This window comes from Mesorhizobium sp. M0244, from assembly GCF_040321795.1.
Lineage (GTDB): Bacteria > Pseudomonadota > Alphaproteobacteria > Rhizobiales > Rhizobiaceae > Mesorhizobium.
On sequence record NZ_JAMYSE010000021.1, the window covers coordinates 66,083 to 81,736 of the forward strand.

Here is a 15,654-nt window from a genome sequence, read left to right on the forward strand (position 1 = left end):
GCCAAGCCCCATGACTGCTAGGGATTTGGGTTCCCGCATTCGGCGCCGCGGGCTGATGCTGGTCTTGTCGTCGCCGTCAGGCGCCGGCAAGTCGACGATCGCGCGCAACCTGCTGGAGAGCGATTCCAGCCTGGAACTCTCGGTCTCGGTCACCACGCGGCCACGCCGCGGCAGCGAGATCGAGGGCGTCCATTACCACTTCCGCACCATGCGCGAGTTCGAGCGGCTGCGCGATTCCGATGCGCTGCTCGAATGGGCGGAGGTGCACGGCAATTGCTACGCGACGCCGCGCGAGCCGGCCGAACAGGCGCTGGCCGAAGGCCGCGACATGCTGTTCGACATCGACTGGCAGGGCGCTCAGCAGCTCAAGGAGAAGATGCGCGCCGACATCGTCTCGATCTTTATCCTGCCGCCGTCGATGAAGGAATTGAAGGCGCGGCTGAAGCGTCGCGCCGAGGACCAGGAAGCGGTGATCGAGACGCGGCTCAAGAACGCCCGCAACGAGATCGAGCACTGGAAGGAATATGATTTCGTCATCGTCAACGACGATCTCGACCGGGCTTTCGCCGAGGTGCGCGGCATCGTCACCGCCGAACGGCTCAGACGAGATCGCCGGCCCGGCCTGTTCGATTTCGTCTCCGGGCTGCTCGACGAGAAGACGGATTGATCAAGGCGCTATCCCCTCGACCAGGATCAGATTGCGGCTGAGCGCGGCATCGCGCAGTTCCAATGCAGCGACGTATTCGGCCGAGCGATACCAGCGCCGCGCCGTGTCCATGTCGGGGAATTCGACGATGATCAGCGGCCCGGGAGACCAGTCGCCTTCCAACATTTCCACCTTGCCACCGCGTACCAGATAGCGCCCGCCATGCAGGGCGATGGAGGCAGCCGCGCGGGTGCGATAGGCTTCGATCGCCTCTGCGTCGCGGATCGTGACGTCGGAAATGACATAGGCGGCCATTGTTTGTCTCCGGGCAGGTTTGTCCGGCTATCTATGCCGTGAGAGCGGAAATTCCACGCAGACGCGTCCCGGCATCACACCGCGTTGGTCAGCCGCACGAACTCTTCGACGCTCAGCGTCTCGGCGCGCCTGGTCGGATCGATGCCGGCACGGGCAAGCAGCGCCTCACCGCCGAGGCTTTTCACGCTCTGCCGCAGCATTTTCCGGCGCTGGCCAAACGCCGCTTCGGTGACGCGGCTGAGCCGTTTCACCTCTGCCGGCAAGGGGCTGGCACGCGGCACCAGATGCACCACCGAGGACGTCACCTTGGGTGGCGGCGTGAACGCCTGCGGCGGCACGTCGAAGGCAATCCTCGCCTCCGTCCGCCAGCCTGCCAGCACGCCGAGTCGGCCATAGGCATCGCTGCCGGGGCTGGCTGCAATGCGTTCGGCGACCTCGCGCTGGAGCATCAGCGTCATCGATGTGTAGAAGGGCGGCCACTCGGCAACAGTCAGCCAGCGGATCAGCAATTCGGTGCCGATATTGTAAGGCAGGTTGGCGACGATTTTCGCCGGCCCGCCGCTTTCCCCTTTAGCAAGCGCTGCAAAATCGGTTTTCAGCGCATCGCCGGCCACGATCTCGAGCCGGCCCGGATAGTGGTTCGAGATCTCGGCCAGGGCCGCCAGGCAGCGCTCGTCGCGTTCGATGGCGACGACCCGCCGGGCGCCGTTGAGGAGCAGTGCCCGGGTCAGCCCGCCAGGGCCGGGACCGACCTCGATGACCGTAACATTGCTCAGGTCGCCGGCGGTTCGCGCAATCTTGCTTGTGAGGTTAAGGTCGAGCAGAAAATTCTGGCCGAGCGCTTTTTTCGCCTGCAGCCCATGGCGCTCGATCACCTCGCGTAGCGGCGGCAGCCCGTCTATGCTCATTGGGCTGGGCTCATTGGGCTGGGCTCATCGGGTTAGGGCCATCGGATTGGGCTCATTGGATTGGGCTCAGGGGCCTACGGCCCTTGTCCCGGTATCGGCAAGCAGGCGAGCGAGCTTCAGCGCCGCAATCAGGCTGTCGGCGCGGGCGATGCCCTTGCCAGCGATGTCGAAGGCGGTGCCGTGGTCGGGCGAGGTGCGGATGAAGGGCAGGCCGAGCGTGACGTTGACCGCCTCGTCAAACGCCAGCGCCTTGGCCGGGATCAGCGCCTGGTCGTGATACATGCAGAGCGCCACGTCGTAGCCGGCGCGGGCGCGAGCATGAAACAGCGTGTCGGCCGGCAATGGCCCGAAGGCGTCGATCCCTTCCTGCCTCAGCCTGTCGATCGCCGGGCGTACGATGCGCTCGTCTTCGGTGCCCATGGCGCCGCCTTCGCCGGCATGCGGGTTGAGGCCGGCAACGGCAAGCCGCGGCTTGGTAATTCCGAAGCGGCTGGCAAGGTCGGCGGCGGTGATGCGGCCGGTGGCGACGATAAGGTCCGTCGTCAGCGCCTTCGGCACTGCGGCCAGCGCGATGTGGATGGTGACCGGCACGGTGCGCAGGTCCGGTCCGGCAAGCAGCATCACCGGCATCACCTCGGTGCCGGTATGAAGCGATGCCAGATGCGCCAGATATTCGGTGTGGCCGGGAAAGCGAAAGCCGGCATCGTAGAGCGGCTTCTTGGCAATAGGGCAGGTGACAACCGCGGCAGCGCGGCCGGCCAGGCAGTCGGCAACGGCGCGGTCGATCGCCTCGACGATGCCGGCGGCGTTGGCGGGATCCGGGCGGCCGGGACTGTCGATGAAACGGGCAGCAAGCGCCACCACCGGCAGCGCGCGCGAAAACATCCCCGGCGCTTGCGCCGGCGTTGTCTCGGCCATCGCAATATCGGCGCCGAGCCTGTGCGCCCGCGCGGCGATCAGTGCCGGGTCGGCAAGAAGATAAAAAGACGGAACGCCAGCGCTATCGCGCGCCTGCCAAGCGGCGATGGCGATGTCCGGCCCCACACCGGACGGATCGCCGACGCTCAACGCCAGCGGAAGCTCTGCGTCAGGCACGGCTATCGCGACTTCAGCGCTCGATGATGCGGGCTTTCTTCCGCAACTCCTCGACATATTTCTTCGAGATCTCGTCGGCGTTCTTGTCGCTCGAACCTTCACTCTGGAACACCATCTGCGCGGCTTTGTCGTCTGACACTTCGCGCGACGAGCAGATGCCGATGAATTCGACGCCGCGGTCGGTTTCGCGCGTGGTGGTGGCGCCGCCGACCTTTGTAGCCTTTATCTGCTCGGCCCAGTCCGCCGGCAATTGCGGCGCCAGCACCCGGCCGAGATCGCGAACGGTGACATCCATCAGGCCCTTGGCGAATTCGCGCGTGGTGTTGCAGCCGTTGAAGCGGGCTCGCATGGCATCGGCTTCGCGTTTGCGCTTGGACAGCGTCGCGCTTCGCTCGGCGGCCGGCACCACAAAGATGACCTGCTGCAGCATGTACTCGGTGGCGCTCGGTTTGCTACCGCCATGCTCGAGCATGCGCTTGACGAGGTCCTGCTCGCTCATGGCGCCGCCGCCGTCGCCGGAACGGTAACGCGCGGTCAGCGCCTGGTTCCAGGCCATCTGCGCCCGGATAAACTCCTTGAAATGCTCCTTGGAGACGCCGGATTGCGCCATGGCGCCGTCAAGCTGCTTGAGCTGCATCTTGTTGCTCGTGGCGAAACGCTGATAAGCGGCATCGACCTGCGCGTCGCTGATGCGGATGCCGAGCCGCCGGGCTTCGGCTATGCGCAGCGTCTGGTCGATCATTTCCTGGCCGGCATCGCCCTTTCTGTGCTGCAGGCGCAGGAAAGCGGCCCGATGCTGGATGTCGCCGGTGGTGATCGGTATATTGTTGACGACGTATTTGATCTCGGTGGCGAAAACCGGCCGCGTCACTGCGGTGATCGAGACCGCCACCAGCAGCGCGAACCCTGCCGAAAAGAGGTATTTCCTCATCGAAAGCATCCCAATTCCATCCCGATTCGGCCCAACCTATCCCAGTTCAGGCCGCCGAAATTCGTGCCTGCTCTATGCGGCGAAACAATGTCGTCCGCCAGCCGCCCCGTTGCCGACTGCTGCCCCGTTATTGGATGGTGTCGATGGAGCGTTGCGACGAGCCGAAATCGCCGAGCGTGCGGAACGACAGGTTGAAGCCGACGTTCTGCGATACTTCCTTGGTGTTCAGGTCACGTCTTTCCGAAAACGTCATCAAATAGGTAAAGCACGAATCACTATAGGCAAAGCCGACCCCGTCCTTGACCAGAATGCTCTGCTCCAGATCATATGTGCCGGTGCCAAAGACGCGCCAATTCTCAGCAAGATGTGTCGAGGCGCCGAGCGTAACCTCATGGCGATCTGTCGAGAAGCCATAGAGCGGCTGCGCCTGGATGAAGGCGTACTTGGCGCTCAGCGATACCGGCAGGCCTGAAAAGGCGGCCTTTACCTCAGCGCGGCGGATCTCGAAACTTTGCTCGTCGAAACGGCCGCTGACCGAGCCGGAAAACCCGCTGGGGCTGTTGAAGCCGACAAGGCCGACATAGTCGGAGGTTGCAGTCTCAAGACCCGAATAGGCGCCGACATTGACCAGGTCCGGCGTGCCGAACGAGTTCTGGCCGCCGAGTTGGTAGGATTGGCCGAACACCGCATTGGTGCTCCAGCCATTGTCGTATGCGCCGGAATAGCGCAGCCCGACATTGGCGCGTGTGCCGCCTTCCATGCGGTCATAGCCCGAGAATTTGTCGCGCTCGAACAGCGTCGTGGCGTCGAAGACGAAGCTCTGGGCGTCCTCGTTGGGGACCGCCAGCCCGCCGACATATTGCTCGTTCGGACGCATGAACACTTGCGCCATCGGTTCGAAGATATGGCTGGAACTGGTCATCGAGAACAGCACCGGCCAGCGCATCTCAAGGCCGGCGGTCGCCATGTAGCGGGCAAGCGATGAACGCATATCGTCCTCAACGCCGAGATTGGTCGCCATCTGGTTGATGGCGTCGAGCGAGGCCGAGGAGGCGTTGACATAGCCGGCGTCGCCGCGCAGCGCCAGGAGCGGCGTCAGCAGCAGCCCGCCATCGGTGGTGAAGGTGCGCTTCCATTCGGCCTCCGCGGTAAGGCGGCCGGATTGACCGTCGATGCCGCGGACGTTGTTGACGGACGAAGGGATGCTCGAATTTGCAAGAGCAGTATCGAGCCTGTCGCGGTCTATGACCCGCGCGTTGACGTCGAACGACAGCTGCCCGCCGGCCACCGGCGTGTCGGGGATATAGGCGTAGTCGAGCGAGGGCAGCACCCAGGGCTGCTTGGCGGCGCGGGCGGTCGGATCGCTGGCGAGCGTGTCTTCTTGAACGTCGAAGTGCATGGCGCGCACATCGAAATAATTGCGATCGTTAAGCCCCGTCAGGTACACCTCGGAGCGGTGTACGCTATCGTTGAAGCCGTCGATGTCGTAGGTGCGCGAGAAATTCTTGTCGCTCTGCAGCAGGATGTCCCAGCCGAAGTCCCAGCGCGGGTTGATGGCGAACTGGCCTTGAGTGCCCATCATGCCGCGGAACCTGTTCGGGTCGCCCCCGGTACCCGAACTGACGTTGTGGCCATTGTCGTCGACGAAGGCGTCGGGATTCTCTTGCCGGATGCCCGCAATCTTCAGGCTGTACTGACCGTTGTTGAAGCGCTGCCTCCACTCGGCCTCACCGAGGAAACCCTGCTTGGTATAGCCGCTGCCGGTGACAGTTAGATCGTAGGTCGGCGAGAGCGCGAAATAATAGGGGACTTTAACACCGACGCCGAGATCGCTCTTGTAGGCGACGCCGGGGATCAGGAAGCCGCTCTTGCGCTTGACCGTCGGGTCGGCGATCTCGAAAGCCGGCAGATAGGCCAGTGGAAAGCCGAAGAACTCGAAATTCGAATTCTCGAAGCGAACCGTCTTCTTCTCGCCGTTCCAGATGATCTTCCTGGCCTTGATGCGCCAGGTCGGCGCTTTGTCGGGCTTGTCCTCGCACGGCTCGCAGGCAGTGTAGACGCCATTGTGGAACGTCGTCAGCACGCCGCCCATGCGCTCCGCGCTTTCGGCGGCGAAATACGCCTTGTCGATGGTCTCAACACGCAGCGCGTTGACGAAGCCGTCCGCGAAATCGTCGGTGATGTCGGCATGCTGCGAATAGATCTTGGTACCGTCGCTATTGACGACTTCGACATTGCCGCTGGCGACGAGGCGTTTGGTGTTGCGGTTGTATTCGACCCGCTGGGCGACGAGACGGTTGCCGCCATAGTCGATCTGGACGCCGCCGACGGCCGTCACGGTCTGCTTGTCGTTGTCGTAGACCAGCGTATCGGCTGCAAGCAGCATCTGCGTGCCACTCGGAACCTTCGTTGCCAGTTCACTGACGTCCTGGGCGAAAGCCGGAGCAACCGGGGCGGCGCCGGCAAGCAGGCATGCCAAGGCGCTCGCCGCAGAGAGGCGTGCCAAACCGGCGTGCCTATGGCTGCGCAAAACCGCCTCCCTCACTAGCCGTCTTCCTTGTATAGCAGGAATGTCACCCCGAAGAACATAGCCACGACAACCGGGACCCAAGCCGCTACGGCAGTGGGTACGAATCCCGCTACGCCGAATGCCTTGACCAGCACCGAAACGACATAAAGCAGAAAGCCGGCCACGATGCCACCCAGAATCATCGTCGCCGACTGCCCCATCCTCGCAAATCGCATTGATACCGTTGCCGCAATCAGCGTCATCGCGACGAGCAGGAAGGGCAGCGCAATCAGGGAATCGAACTGCATGGCGAAGGCATTTGCCTTGAGGCCGAAGGAGCGGGCCACCTCGATCTTGCCGGGCAGATCGTAGAACGGGATGGTCTCAGGGCGCGCCAACCGCTCTTGCACGAATTCCGGCTTGAGATCGGTCGGCAGCCGATCGCTGGGTAACGACTGGATGGTGCCGTCCCGGAACACCTTGACGTCCTGCAATTCCCAGTAGCCGTCCCGCAAAAAGGCGTGGGCGGCATCCTTGCGCTCGATGATGTCGCCTTGCGGGCTGAAACTGAAGAAGACCGCGTCGGCCATCTCCAGGCCTTGATTGAGAATGGCGCGCGCGCCGATGATGGTATCGCCGGAGCTGGTTTTCTGCCTGATCCAGGGCGCGGCGTCGGCCGAGACGGTGTTCGACTTGCCCGAACGGAGCTGGGTCTCGATCTGCTCGGACCAGGAATAGGCGTGCGCGGCTATCGGATTGATGACGCCAACCGACAAGGCCCCAAACAGCAGCGCCCCGATGCAGCACGGCAGCAGGAACTGCCATGCGGAAACCCCGGCGGAACGGGCGATGACCAATTCATATTTGCGGTTGAGCGACACCAGGGTCGCCATCGCCGAGAACAGGCCGACGAACGGCACCGTCTGCAGCATGATCATCGGCATCCTGAGCCCCGAAATGGCGAACGCAGTTGTGTAGGTGAAGCCCGGCACGCCGGTCGTGCGGCCGGAAAGCTCGGTGAAATCGATCAGGAACACCAGCGCCAAAAGGCCGATGAAGAACCAGATGGTGATCGTCACATAGCGAAAGAAGAAGTACCGACCCAGAGTCCAGCCCATCAGCCGGCTCCCTGTCCGGATGCGCCGCGCCCGGCAAAGCGGAGCTTGATGGCGCTCCAGCCGTCATTGAAGCGGCCGGCAAGATTGGTTATCCAATCGGCCCAGGCAACCGGCAGTTCCATGGTCCGGTTGGAAACGATGAACCAGATGGCGATCGCCGACGCCAGGATCGGGACGCCGTAGACCATATAGGCATATTGCGGCACCTTGTCGGCCTTGCCGGCGGCAAAGAACCCGAGCCAGCGCACGAACAGCGCGATCGCGATTGCCGTGATCAGCGGATGCACGCGCGCCTCGCGATGCGAGCGCGCATCTCCGGCGACGGCAAGCGCGATCAGCGCGAAGACGAGCGAATAGGACCACTCGGAAAAACGCTGGTTGAGCTCGGCTAGGTACCTGTTCGGCTTTTGCTGGTACATCTTGTCGTTCGGACTCGGATTGAGCAGATACTGCGTCGTCCGGTCCTTCGGCAAAAGCAGGATGTCAGATGAGGCCGACATGAAAGCGGACAAGTCGAAGGCATAGGAGGTGAACCGGATCACCGAGAGGTCGCCGGTCATGGTTTTGCGATGGATGACGCCGTCATTCATCATCAGCACCTTCTCGTCGCCGCGTTCGATGATGCTGCCGGTCTTGGCGTAATAGATGAGATTGACGCCTTCTTCGCGCGAATCGGCGACGAAGATGCCGCCGAGGCGATTGTCGGGAAGCCGTTCGCCAACCTGCAGGAACAGGCCATCATCGATCTTGCGGAAGGTGCCTTCCTGGATGATCAACGACAACAGATCGGCACGCGACGACGCTATCAACTCGCGGTTCTTCTGGCGTGCGTAAGGGTCGACGCCATTGTCGACGGCGAACGAAAAAACGCTGGCTGCGAGTGCCAGAAGCATGATCGGCCTGACGATGGTCCAGCGTGAAGCGCCGGCGGCATTGATGACGGCCAGCTCCGAATCCGAATTCATCACGCTGAGTATCTGGGCGACCGCGACCACCAGTGCGAACGGCACGACGATCGGAACGATCGACGGGATGATCAGCGCTGCGACTTCGAAGAAGGTGAGGGCCGACTGACCGCTGTCGGTGACGAGATCGATGCGGGCGAGCACCTGCGTCGTCCAGACGATCGCCAGCGTCCAAACGAGCGCCAGCGCGAATACCGCGAAAGCACGGCGCATGATGTAACGTTCAACGACCTTCATGAAGGCTTTTCTCGGCGGTTTCGAACGGCATCATGCCTTGGAATAAGGTAGTCGTCCGGCGCCGGCTGCACAACTGGCTCAGTTTGGCGGTTCGATCTGGGTTCCGTTCCGTATCGCAAATTCCGCTGGGCCGGAGTGTCGGCGGCAATGGATAAGAAAGGGCGAACATTGTTGGTTAACAACAGGTTGCGGCGGGAAGCGGGGCCGTGCCGCGACGAATCGTAGATGGTTCGATATCGCATATGGGAGCGATTTCGGCCAAAGTCTTGTCAAATGCGGCAAAACGACCAAATGTCGCGCCGGTCGCGACCGCCGCCGCGTGATAAGACGGGTCAGGCTCTGTTGAGTACCAGTATGGAAGCGGAAAAATTGCGCGGTCAAATCGGTCGGGAAGCGGTCTTTGACGGCGCAATCGTGATCGGCGCCGGCGCGGCCGGCCTTGCCGCCGCCCACGCCTTGATGAAGGCCGGCGTACCGACGCTCGTCCTGGAAAAGGAGAGCCGGCTTGCCGAACCCTGGCACCGGCGTCACCAGCGGTTGCGTCTCAACACGCATCGCGACCTCTCGTCACTGCCCGGCGTCGACTATCCTGCAGGCACCCCGGCCTTCCCGCACAGAACCGCCGTCATTCGCCATCTGAACGATTTCAGCCAAGTGCACAGGCTGCCTGTCACATTCGGCGTTGCCGTCGAAGAGATGGCATTCGATGGCGATCACTGGACCGTACAGACCAATGCCGGACCCCGTCCGGCACGCCATGTCGTCGTCGCCACCGGCCGTGATCGGCAGCCGTTCATTCCGGTATGGAAAGGCATGAACGATTTTGCCGGCCGGATCATCCATTCGGCCGATTTCGGCGAGGCGAGGGACTATGCCGGCAAAAAGGTGTTGGTGGTCGGTGCCGGCAATTCGGGTTTCGACATACTCAATCATCTTGCGGATGCAGACGCTGAAAGCATCTGGCTGTCGGCTCGCAATGGCCCGTCGCTGCTGCCGAAACGCATCGGCAAGATCGCCGTCCACAGGCTTTCGCCTTTCATGGCGCGCTTGCCGGTGCGGATTGCCGATGCGGTGATGGCGGCGACGCAGCGCCTGGTTTTCGGCGACCTGACGAAATTCGGGCTTCCGCCGGCCTCCATGGGAGGTGCGAGCCGTCTGAGCGCCGACTACACGGCGATCGCAGCCGATGACGGCGCGGTTCGCGCCATCAAGGCAGGCACGATCGTGGTGGTGCCGCCATTGCGGGAATTTACCCGTGACGGCATCATATTGAATGACGGCAGGTTGATCACGCCCGATATCGTCATCGCGGCGACCGGCTACCGCACCGGGCTGGAGCAGATGGTCGGCAAGCTCGGCGTTCTCGACGGCAAGGGCGTTCCGCTTTTCAACGGCGGGGAGACTGACCCGAAATTGCCCGGCCTGTGGTTTACCGGCATGCGGCCGAGCATTCGCGGTTGTTTCGCCAATGCCCGCATTCAGGCTAAGGCGATAGCGGCGCGGATTGTCAAGCAGCGATAATGAGCAGGACTATGCCGAGTGTTCCGCCTGCAATGGACACGCCTTGTTGGAACGTGCTCGAACCGAAAGGTCAATGATCATGACGCCAGTCAGCATTCGCTACATGGTCGATGATGTCGCCACCTCGATCGACTTCTATTGTGGACATCTGGGCTTCGCCGTCGAACAGGATGCGCGGCCGGCTTTTGCCTCCGTCACGCGCGGCGCGTTACGGCTCCTTCTAAGCGGACCCGGCAGTTCGGGTGCACGGGCGATGCCGGATGGCCGGCAGCCGCTGCCGGGAGGCTGGAACCGCGTCCTCCTGGTGGTGCCGGACCTGAAAGAAGAGGTTGCGCGCCTCAAGAGTGCTGGACTTGTCTTTCGCAACGATATCATAACGGGCGTTGGCGGTTCCCAAACCCTGCTCGAAGACCCATCGGGCAACGTCATCGAGCTGTTTCAACCCGCCGCTCACTGACGCAACAACGCGGCACCTTAGGTCCGATCTGCCCAATCGAACGCTTCTCCCGATAATCCAAAGCACTTCCCCGAAAGCAGGACATGATGAATTCGAGACCCTTGATCGCCTTCGCCAAGTTCGCCGCCCCCAAAAAGGGCAGCGTCTTCATTCTGGCAGCCGACGAGGGCGGCCTCGGCGACGCCGCCAGGGCCTGCGATCCGGCAAAGACCCTCGAGCGGGCTTTTCCCGTCGCCGACTTCACCGGCAAATTCGCCAGCCTGGTCGAAGTGCTGGCGCCGGAAGGGACATCGCTTGAGCGGCTGGTGGCGCTCGGCGCCGGCAAGATCTCCAATCTTGATGACTACGCCTGGCTGAAGCTCGGCGGCACGATTGCAGCATCCTTTCGCAAGGCAACCGAAGTGGCCGTCGTGCTCGATCTTCCCGGTGCCGCCATCGGCGGCAGGCAAGCGGTTCAGCTTGCCGCGGGCATCCTGCTGCGCAGTTATGCCTTCGATAAGTACAAGACCAAAAAGGACAATGGTGACGACAAGCGCGAGCCAAAAAAGCCCGTCAAGGTGACCATTCACACCGCTGATCCGGCGGCTGCAAAGAAGGCCTTCGCCGATGAAGCGGCGGTGATCGACGGCGTCTTGCTGGCGCGCGATCTGGTCAATGAACCGGCCAATGTGTTGGGACCGGTGGAATTCGCCGCCCGCATCAGCGAACTGGAGGCGCTCGGCGTCACGGTCGAGATCCTGGCCGAGAAGGAGATGAAGAAGCTCGGCATGGGTTCGCTGCTCGGCGTCGCCCAGGGCTCGCCGCGTGGCGCCCGCATGGCGGTCATGCGGTGGGACGGCGGCAAGGCCAAGGAAAGGCCGGTCGCCTTCGTCGGCAAGGGCGTCACCTTCGATACCGGCGGCAATTCGATCAAGCCGGCCTCCGGCATGGAGGACATGAAGGGCGACATGGGGGGCGCTGCTGCCGTCACCGGGCTGATGCACGCGCTCGCCGCGCGCAAGGCGAAGGCCAATGTCGTCGGCATTGTCGGGCTGGTCGAAAACGCCGTCGACGGCCACGCCCAGAGACCGGGCGACATCGTCACCTCGATGTCGGGCCAGACCATCGAAGTGCTCAACACCGACGCCGAGGGCCGCCTCGTGCTAGCCGATGCGCTGTGGTACTGCAACGACCGCTTCCAGCCGAAATTCATGGTCAATCTGGCGACGCTGACCGGCGCCATCATGGTCGCGCTCGGCCAGCATTATGCCGGCTTGTTCTCCAACAATGACGAGCTGGCGGACCGGCTGACGGCGGCCGGGCAGGCGACGCAGGAGCGGTTGTGGCGCATGCCGCTCGGCGCCGAATACGACAAGCTGATCGAGTCCAAGAATGCTGACATGAAGAATATCGGCGGTCGCTATGGCGGCGCCATCATCGCCGCGCAGTTCCTGAAGCGCTTCGTCAAGGACACGCCCTGGGCGCATCTCGACATTGCCGGCACCGCGATGGGCGCGCCCTCCAACGAGATCAACCAGTCATGGGCTTCCGGCTTCGGCGTCAGGCTGCTCGACCGACTGGTGCGCGATCATTACGAGCAATGAGCGGCGCACCAAATGATTTAGACTGAAGCCATGGCCGAAATCCTGTTCTATCACCTGACCGAATCGACGCTGGAGGACGCGTTGCCCGGCCTCCTGGAACGCAGCATCGATCGCGGCTGGCGCGCCGTGGTGCAGACCGGCACCGAGGAGAGGCGCGACGCGCTGGACCAGCATCTGTGGACTTTCCGGGATGATTCGTTCCTGGCCCATGCAACGGACCGCGAAGCCCATCCCGCCGAGCAGCCGGTGCTTTTGACCGTCGGCCCTGACAATCCGAACCAGGCGCAGATACGGTTCCTGGTCGACGGCGCGGTGCCGCCGGTGCTTGGCGGCTACGAGCGCGCCGTGTTCCTGTTCGACGGCCATGATGCGGCCCAGGTAGAGGCGGCACGCACGCACTGGAAGACAATGAAGGAGGCCGGCCACACCGTGACCTACTGGCAGCAAACACCCGACCGGCGCTGGGAACGCAAGGCTTAGAGCATTTGCAGCCAAGGGAATCACTGGCGCCGCAAAAAGCGACAAACAAAAAGATGGACCACCGGCTGTCCAGAAGATCTGAGCAAGCCCGATGCAGCCCAATGAACAAACGCCAGGCATTTCGATAGATGCCGGACTGGTTCGCCGGCTGATCGCCGCGCAGTTTCCCGAATGGGCGGACCTGCCGGTCGAGCCGGTCGAGCCTGGCGGCTGGGACAACCGCACCTTCCGGCTGGGCGATAGCATGTCGGTGCGGCTGCCCAGTGCTGCCGCCTATGTTGCCCAGGTCGAGAAGGAGCATCGCTGGCTGCCTCGCCTCGCGCCTCACCTGCCTCTGCCGATACCCGTGCCGCTGGCCAAAGGCGCGCCCGCGGACGGCTATCCATGGCCTTGGTCCGTCTATCGCTGGCTAGGCGGCAGGCCGGCGGCTGCCGAACTGATTGCCGATCTCACGGAGTTCGCCCGTTCGCTGGCCGGCTTTCTGGTTGCGCTCCAGCGCATCGACGCCGCTGGCGGGCCACCGGCAGGGCAGCATAATTTCCATCGCGGCGGCCGGCTTTCAGTCTACGACGCCGAGACCCGAGCCGCGCTTTCGGCGCTCGGCGGCCGCATCGACAAGGCCGCCGCCGAGGCGGCGTGGGCGACCGCGCTTGGCTCGCGATGGCAAGGGCCACCGGTGTGGGTCCACGGCGACGTCGCCTCGGGAAATCTGCTCGTCGAAGATGGCAAACTCTGCGCGGTCGTCGATTTCGGCAGTTCGGCTATCGGCGATCCTGCCTGTGACCTGGTGATCGCATGGACGGAATTTTACGGCGAGAGCCGCCGGGCGTTCCGCGACGCCATTGCCCTTGACAAGCACAGCTGGGCGCGCGCTCGGGGCTGGGCGCTGTGGAAGGCGCTGATCGTCGCCTCTGGACATGACGGCAACCAGCGCGAGGCGGAAAAATCGTGGCGGGTTATCGAGGATGTGCTGGCGGACCACCGCTGGGCCCGTCGCCTATAGGCCGGCTTTGCTTGGGATGCCGTCATTTCGCCCGGACCCACAGCAAGGTTACGGACGCCGTCGGTGGGGACACAAGACAACGGCCCACGGCTACGGGCCGTAGTCATTTCGTGGGCTTCAATGTCACTGCCCGCCCATCTCTTTCCTGAACGTATCGAAATCGACCTGCATGCCGTTGAAGATGGTGCTCCAATGGCGGGTCAGCGCCGAAACGGCGACCGCCTCCTGGATCTCCTCGTCGGTGGCGCCGGCACGCTTGGCGTCCTGCGTGTCCGACCAGACGCAGTAGCTGCACGGGATCTGCGCCGCCACCGCCAGCGAGATCAGCGACTTGACCTTCGGCGGCAGCGCCGTCTTGTCGCTGAGCTGGATGGCCTTGACCTCGGCCCATGCACCGGGCAGACCGGCTTTCGGGAATTGCTTCACGAAACCGGGCACCCCGCCCATGGTCGACTGGATGTCCTTGATGGTGGCGTCATCGTCAGCATGGGCCGGTGCGGAGGCCAGCGTCAAGGTCAGGGCGCAGACCATGGAGGCGAGCAGGGATGCACGATGAAGCGAAGGGGTCGTGGATGAAACGATACGGAAGCTGTTCATGGCGTTCTCCTCTGGTTTTTTTAAACCTTACGATGTAAGGTAATTCAGAAAATGAACCTTACAGTGTAAGTTGTCGAGCGGAACCATGGACTCGTCGATCAAGAAAAAGCGAACACGCGGCCGGCTGTCGCGCGAAATAATCGAGGATGCCGCATTGAAGGTGATCGAGAGCGAGGGCCTCGCCGGCTTTTCGATGCGCAAGCTGGCGGCTGCACTCGGCTGCGAGGCTATGAGTATCTACCACCACTTTCCTTCGGCGGCGCATCTCTTCGAAGCCTTGGTGGACCGGCTGATCGGCTCGCTCGAAATGCCTGACGAGGATCTAGCTTGGCGACAAAGGTTGCGCATCGTTGTGCAGGATTTCCGCCGCGTCGCGCGTGAGCACCCGGCTTTCGCCAGCTTCTTCGTCACCTACCGGATGAATTCGCCGACCTGCCTTGCCTGGCTGAACGGCATCCTTGGCCTGTTCGAGGCCGGCGGCTTCGGACCGGAACTTGGTGCACGGCTGTTCCGCACCACCGGCTATTATCTGATGGGTGCCATCCTCGACGAGACTGCCGGCTATGCGAAGGGGCCTTCGGCTGTGACCACCGTCAGTGACGAGCAACTGGCACAGGATTTTCCAAAAGTAGCTGCGGCCGGGCGTTATTTCGGCAGCGCCGAATTTGACCGGACGTTTGATCTCGGCCTTGACATGCTCCTGGACGAAATGGAGCGCGCCCGCGACTGCGCCAACGCGCCGAATACCGGGTCTTGACCTCATGCGCTCTCTGTTCGCCCTGATCCTGCTCATCGGTACCGGCATCGGCGTCGTCTACCCCTGGGCGATGACCAATTTCTCCGGCCATGAGATCGGTACCTGGCGGGTTTACGACCAGGGCCGATTCAAGCCGGTGACGGTGCCCCTGAGCGCACGCGATGCGCCGGTGCGGGTGCTGGTCGATCTTACGGCAAGAGCCGAGCGCATCGTCTCGCAGCAGCGCACCGTGTTGACCCTGACTGCCGCCACCGGCGGCAGGACGGTGCTCGCCTCGACGCTGCAGTTCAACCATTCCGACAATCCGCGCCAGGTCAGCCCGCAGCTGCCGGACAAAATCTTTCGCGACGAGGCCGGCCTGATCCCGACCGTTGCCCCCGGCCCCTACACCTTCATCGTCGGTCCGGGCGATGCCGAGGGCATCCCGATGCGGGCCGTCGACCCAGACAACCGCGGCGGGCGGCGCCGCGGCCGCGCCCCGGACCGGCCCCACCGGGTTTATCGACAATCGGCCCGGCCCGGCGGGGGGGGG

General features: G+C 63.2%; 16 protein-coding genes. 8 read left to right on the top strand and 8 right to left on the bottom strand.

Features of this window, described 5'->3' with window-relative positions; translation table 11 throughout:
- The first annotated feature begins 10 nt into the window (after positions 1-10).
- Complete coding sequence (gene gmk, locus NKJ08_RS15620; RefSeq protein WP_254820312.1) at positions 11-667, top strand: guanylate kinase; 657 nt, start codon at positions 11-13, stop codon at positions 665-667.
- Here gmk and NKJ08_RS15625 read toward each other — a convergent pair whose 3' ends face one another.
- The 7 genes from NKJ08_RS15625 to lptF all read right to left on the bottom strand — a co-directional run bounded on the left by NKJ08_RS15625 (position 668) and on the right by lptF (position 8,724).
- Entirely contained in the window at positions 668-961 is a 294-nt protein-coding gene (locus tag NKJ08_RS15625; RefSeq protein ID WP_352782268.1) for a DUF1330 domain-containing protein, read from the bottom strand. It abuts the gene before it with no gap.
- 74 nt (positions 962-1,035) lie between these two features.
- Positions 1,036-1,869: a 16S rRNA (adenine(1518)-N(6)/adenine(1519)-N(6))-dimethyltransferase RsmA gene (gene rsmA, locus NKJ08_RS15630; RefSeq protein WP_352527822.1), complete on the bottom strand. Its 834-nt coding sequence runs from the start codon at positions 1,867-1,869 to the stop codon at positions 1,036-1,038.
- 66 nt (positions 1,870-1,935) lie between these two features.
- Positions 1,936-2,964: a 4-hydroxythreonine-4-phosphate dehydrogenase PdxA gene (pdxA, locus tag NKJ08_RS15635; RefSeq protein ID WP_352527820.1), complete on the bottom strand. Its 1,029-nt coding sequence runs from the start codon at positions 2,962-2,964 to the stop codon at positions 1,936-1,938.
- Positions 2,965-2,977: 13 nt separating this feature from the next.
- Positions 2,978-3,904: a SurA N-terminal domain-containing protein gene (locus NKJ08_RS15640; RefSeq protein WP_352527818.1), complete on the bottom strand. Its 927-nt coding sequence runs from the start codon at positions 3,902-3,904 to the stop codon at positions 2,978-2,980.
- Positions 3,905-4,022: 118 nt separating this feature from the next.
- Positions 4,023-6,440 (bottom strand): LPS-assembly protein LptD, encoded by a 2,418-nt coding sequence (locus tag NKJ08_RS15645; RefSeq protein WP_352527816.1) that lies wholly within the window; start codon positions 6,438-6,440, stop codon positions 4,023-4,025.
- The gene (lptG, locus tag NKJ08_RS15650; protein WP_352527945.1) at positions 6,440-7,525 is read right to left on the bottom strand and encodes an LPS export ABC transporter permease LptG; all 1,086 of its coding nucleotides are present in this window, start codon (positions 7,523-7,525) and stop codon (positions 6,440-6,442) included. Before lptG ends, NKJ08_RS15645 begins: the two co-directional genes overlap by 1 nt.
- Complete coding sequence (lptF, locus tag NKJ08_RS15655; RefSeq protein ID WP_352527814.1) at positions 7,522-8,724, bottom strand: LPS export ABC transporter permease LptF; 1,203 nt, start codon at positions 8,722-8,724, stop codon at positions 7,522-7,524. The genes lptG and lptF overlap by 4 nt, the downstream gene beginning before the upstream one ends.
- 354 nt (positions 8,725-9,078) lie before the next feature.
- Between lptF and NKJ08_RS15660 the strand changes: the two genes are divergently transcribed.
- From NKJ08_RS15660 to NKJ08_RS15680, 5 genes are all read left to right on the top strand, one after another.
- Positions 9,079-10,245 carry a flavin-containing monooxygenase gene (locus NKJ08_RS15660; protein ID WP_352527943.1) on the top strand — a complete coding sequence of 389 codons (1,167 nt, stop codon included), beginning with the start codon at positions 9,079-9,081 and terminating at the stop codon, positions 10,243-10,245.
- Between the two features lie 73 nt (positions 10,246-10,318).
- Positions 10,319-10,702 (top strand): VOC family protein, encoded by a 384-nt coding sequence (locus NKJ08_RS15665; RefSeq protein ID WP_352778215.1) that lies wholly within the window; start codon positions 10,319-10,321, stop codon positions 10,700-10,702.
- A gap of 86 nt (positions 10,703-10,788) precedes the next feature.
- Entirely contained in the window at positions 10,789-12,285 is a 1,497-nt protein-coding gene (locus tag NKJ08_RS15670; RefSeq protein ID WP_352527941.1) for a leucyl aminopeptidase, read from the top strand.
- Positions 12,286-12,315: 30 nt separating this feature from the next.
- Entirely contained in the window at positions 12,316-12,765 is a 450-nt protein-coding gene (locus NKJ08_RS15675) for a DNA polymerase III subunit chi (protein WP_352527810.1), read from the top strand.
- Positions 12,766-12,856: 91 nt separating this feature from the next.
- Positions 12,857-13,768 carry an aminoglycoside phosphotransferase family protein gene (locus NKJ08_RS15680; protein ID WP_352527808.1) on the top strand — a complete coding sequence of 304 codons (912 nt, stop codon included), beginning with the start codon at positions 12,857-12,859 and terminating at the stop codon, positions 13,766-13,768.
- 123 nt (positions 13,769-13,891) lie between these two features.
- On the opposite strand, the gene NKJ08_RS15685 is transcribed toward NKJ08_RS15680, so the two are convergent.
- The gene (locus NKJ08_RS15685) at positions 13,892-14,365 is read right to left on the bottom strand and encodes a carboxymuconolactone decarboxylase family protein (protein WP_352527806.1); all 474 of its coding nucleotides are present in this window, start codon (positions 14,363-14,365) and stop codon (positions 13,892-13,894) included.
- An 85-nt stretch (positions 14,366-14,450) separates the two neighbouring features.
- Here NKJ08_RS15685 and NKJ08_RS15690 point away from each other — a divergent pair, with 85 nt between their 5' ends.
- Together NKJ08_RS15690 and NKJ08_RS15695 are read left to right on the top strand one after the other, a co-directional pair.
- Positions 14,451-15,122: a TetR/AcrR family transcriptional regulator gene (locus NKJ08_RS15690; protein WP_352527804.1), complete on the top strand. Its 672-nt coding sequence runs from the start codon at positions 14,451-14,453 to the stop codon at positions 15,120-15,122.
- Positions 15,123-15,126: 4 nt separating this feature from the next.
- Positions 15,127-15,654 (top strand): hypothetical protein (locus NKJ08_RS15695; RefSeq protein ID WP_352782273.1); only part of this gene is annotated, 528 nt, incomplete at its 3' end.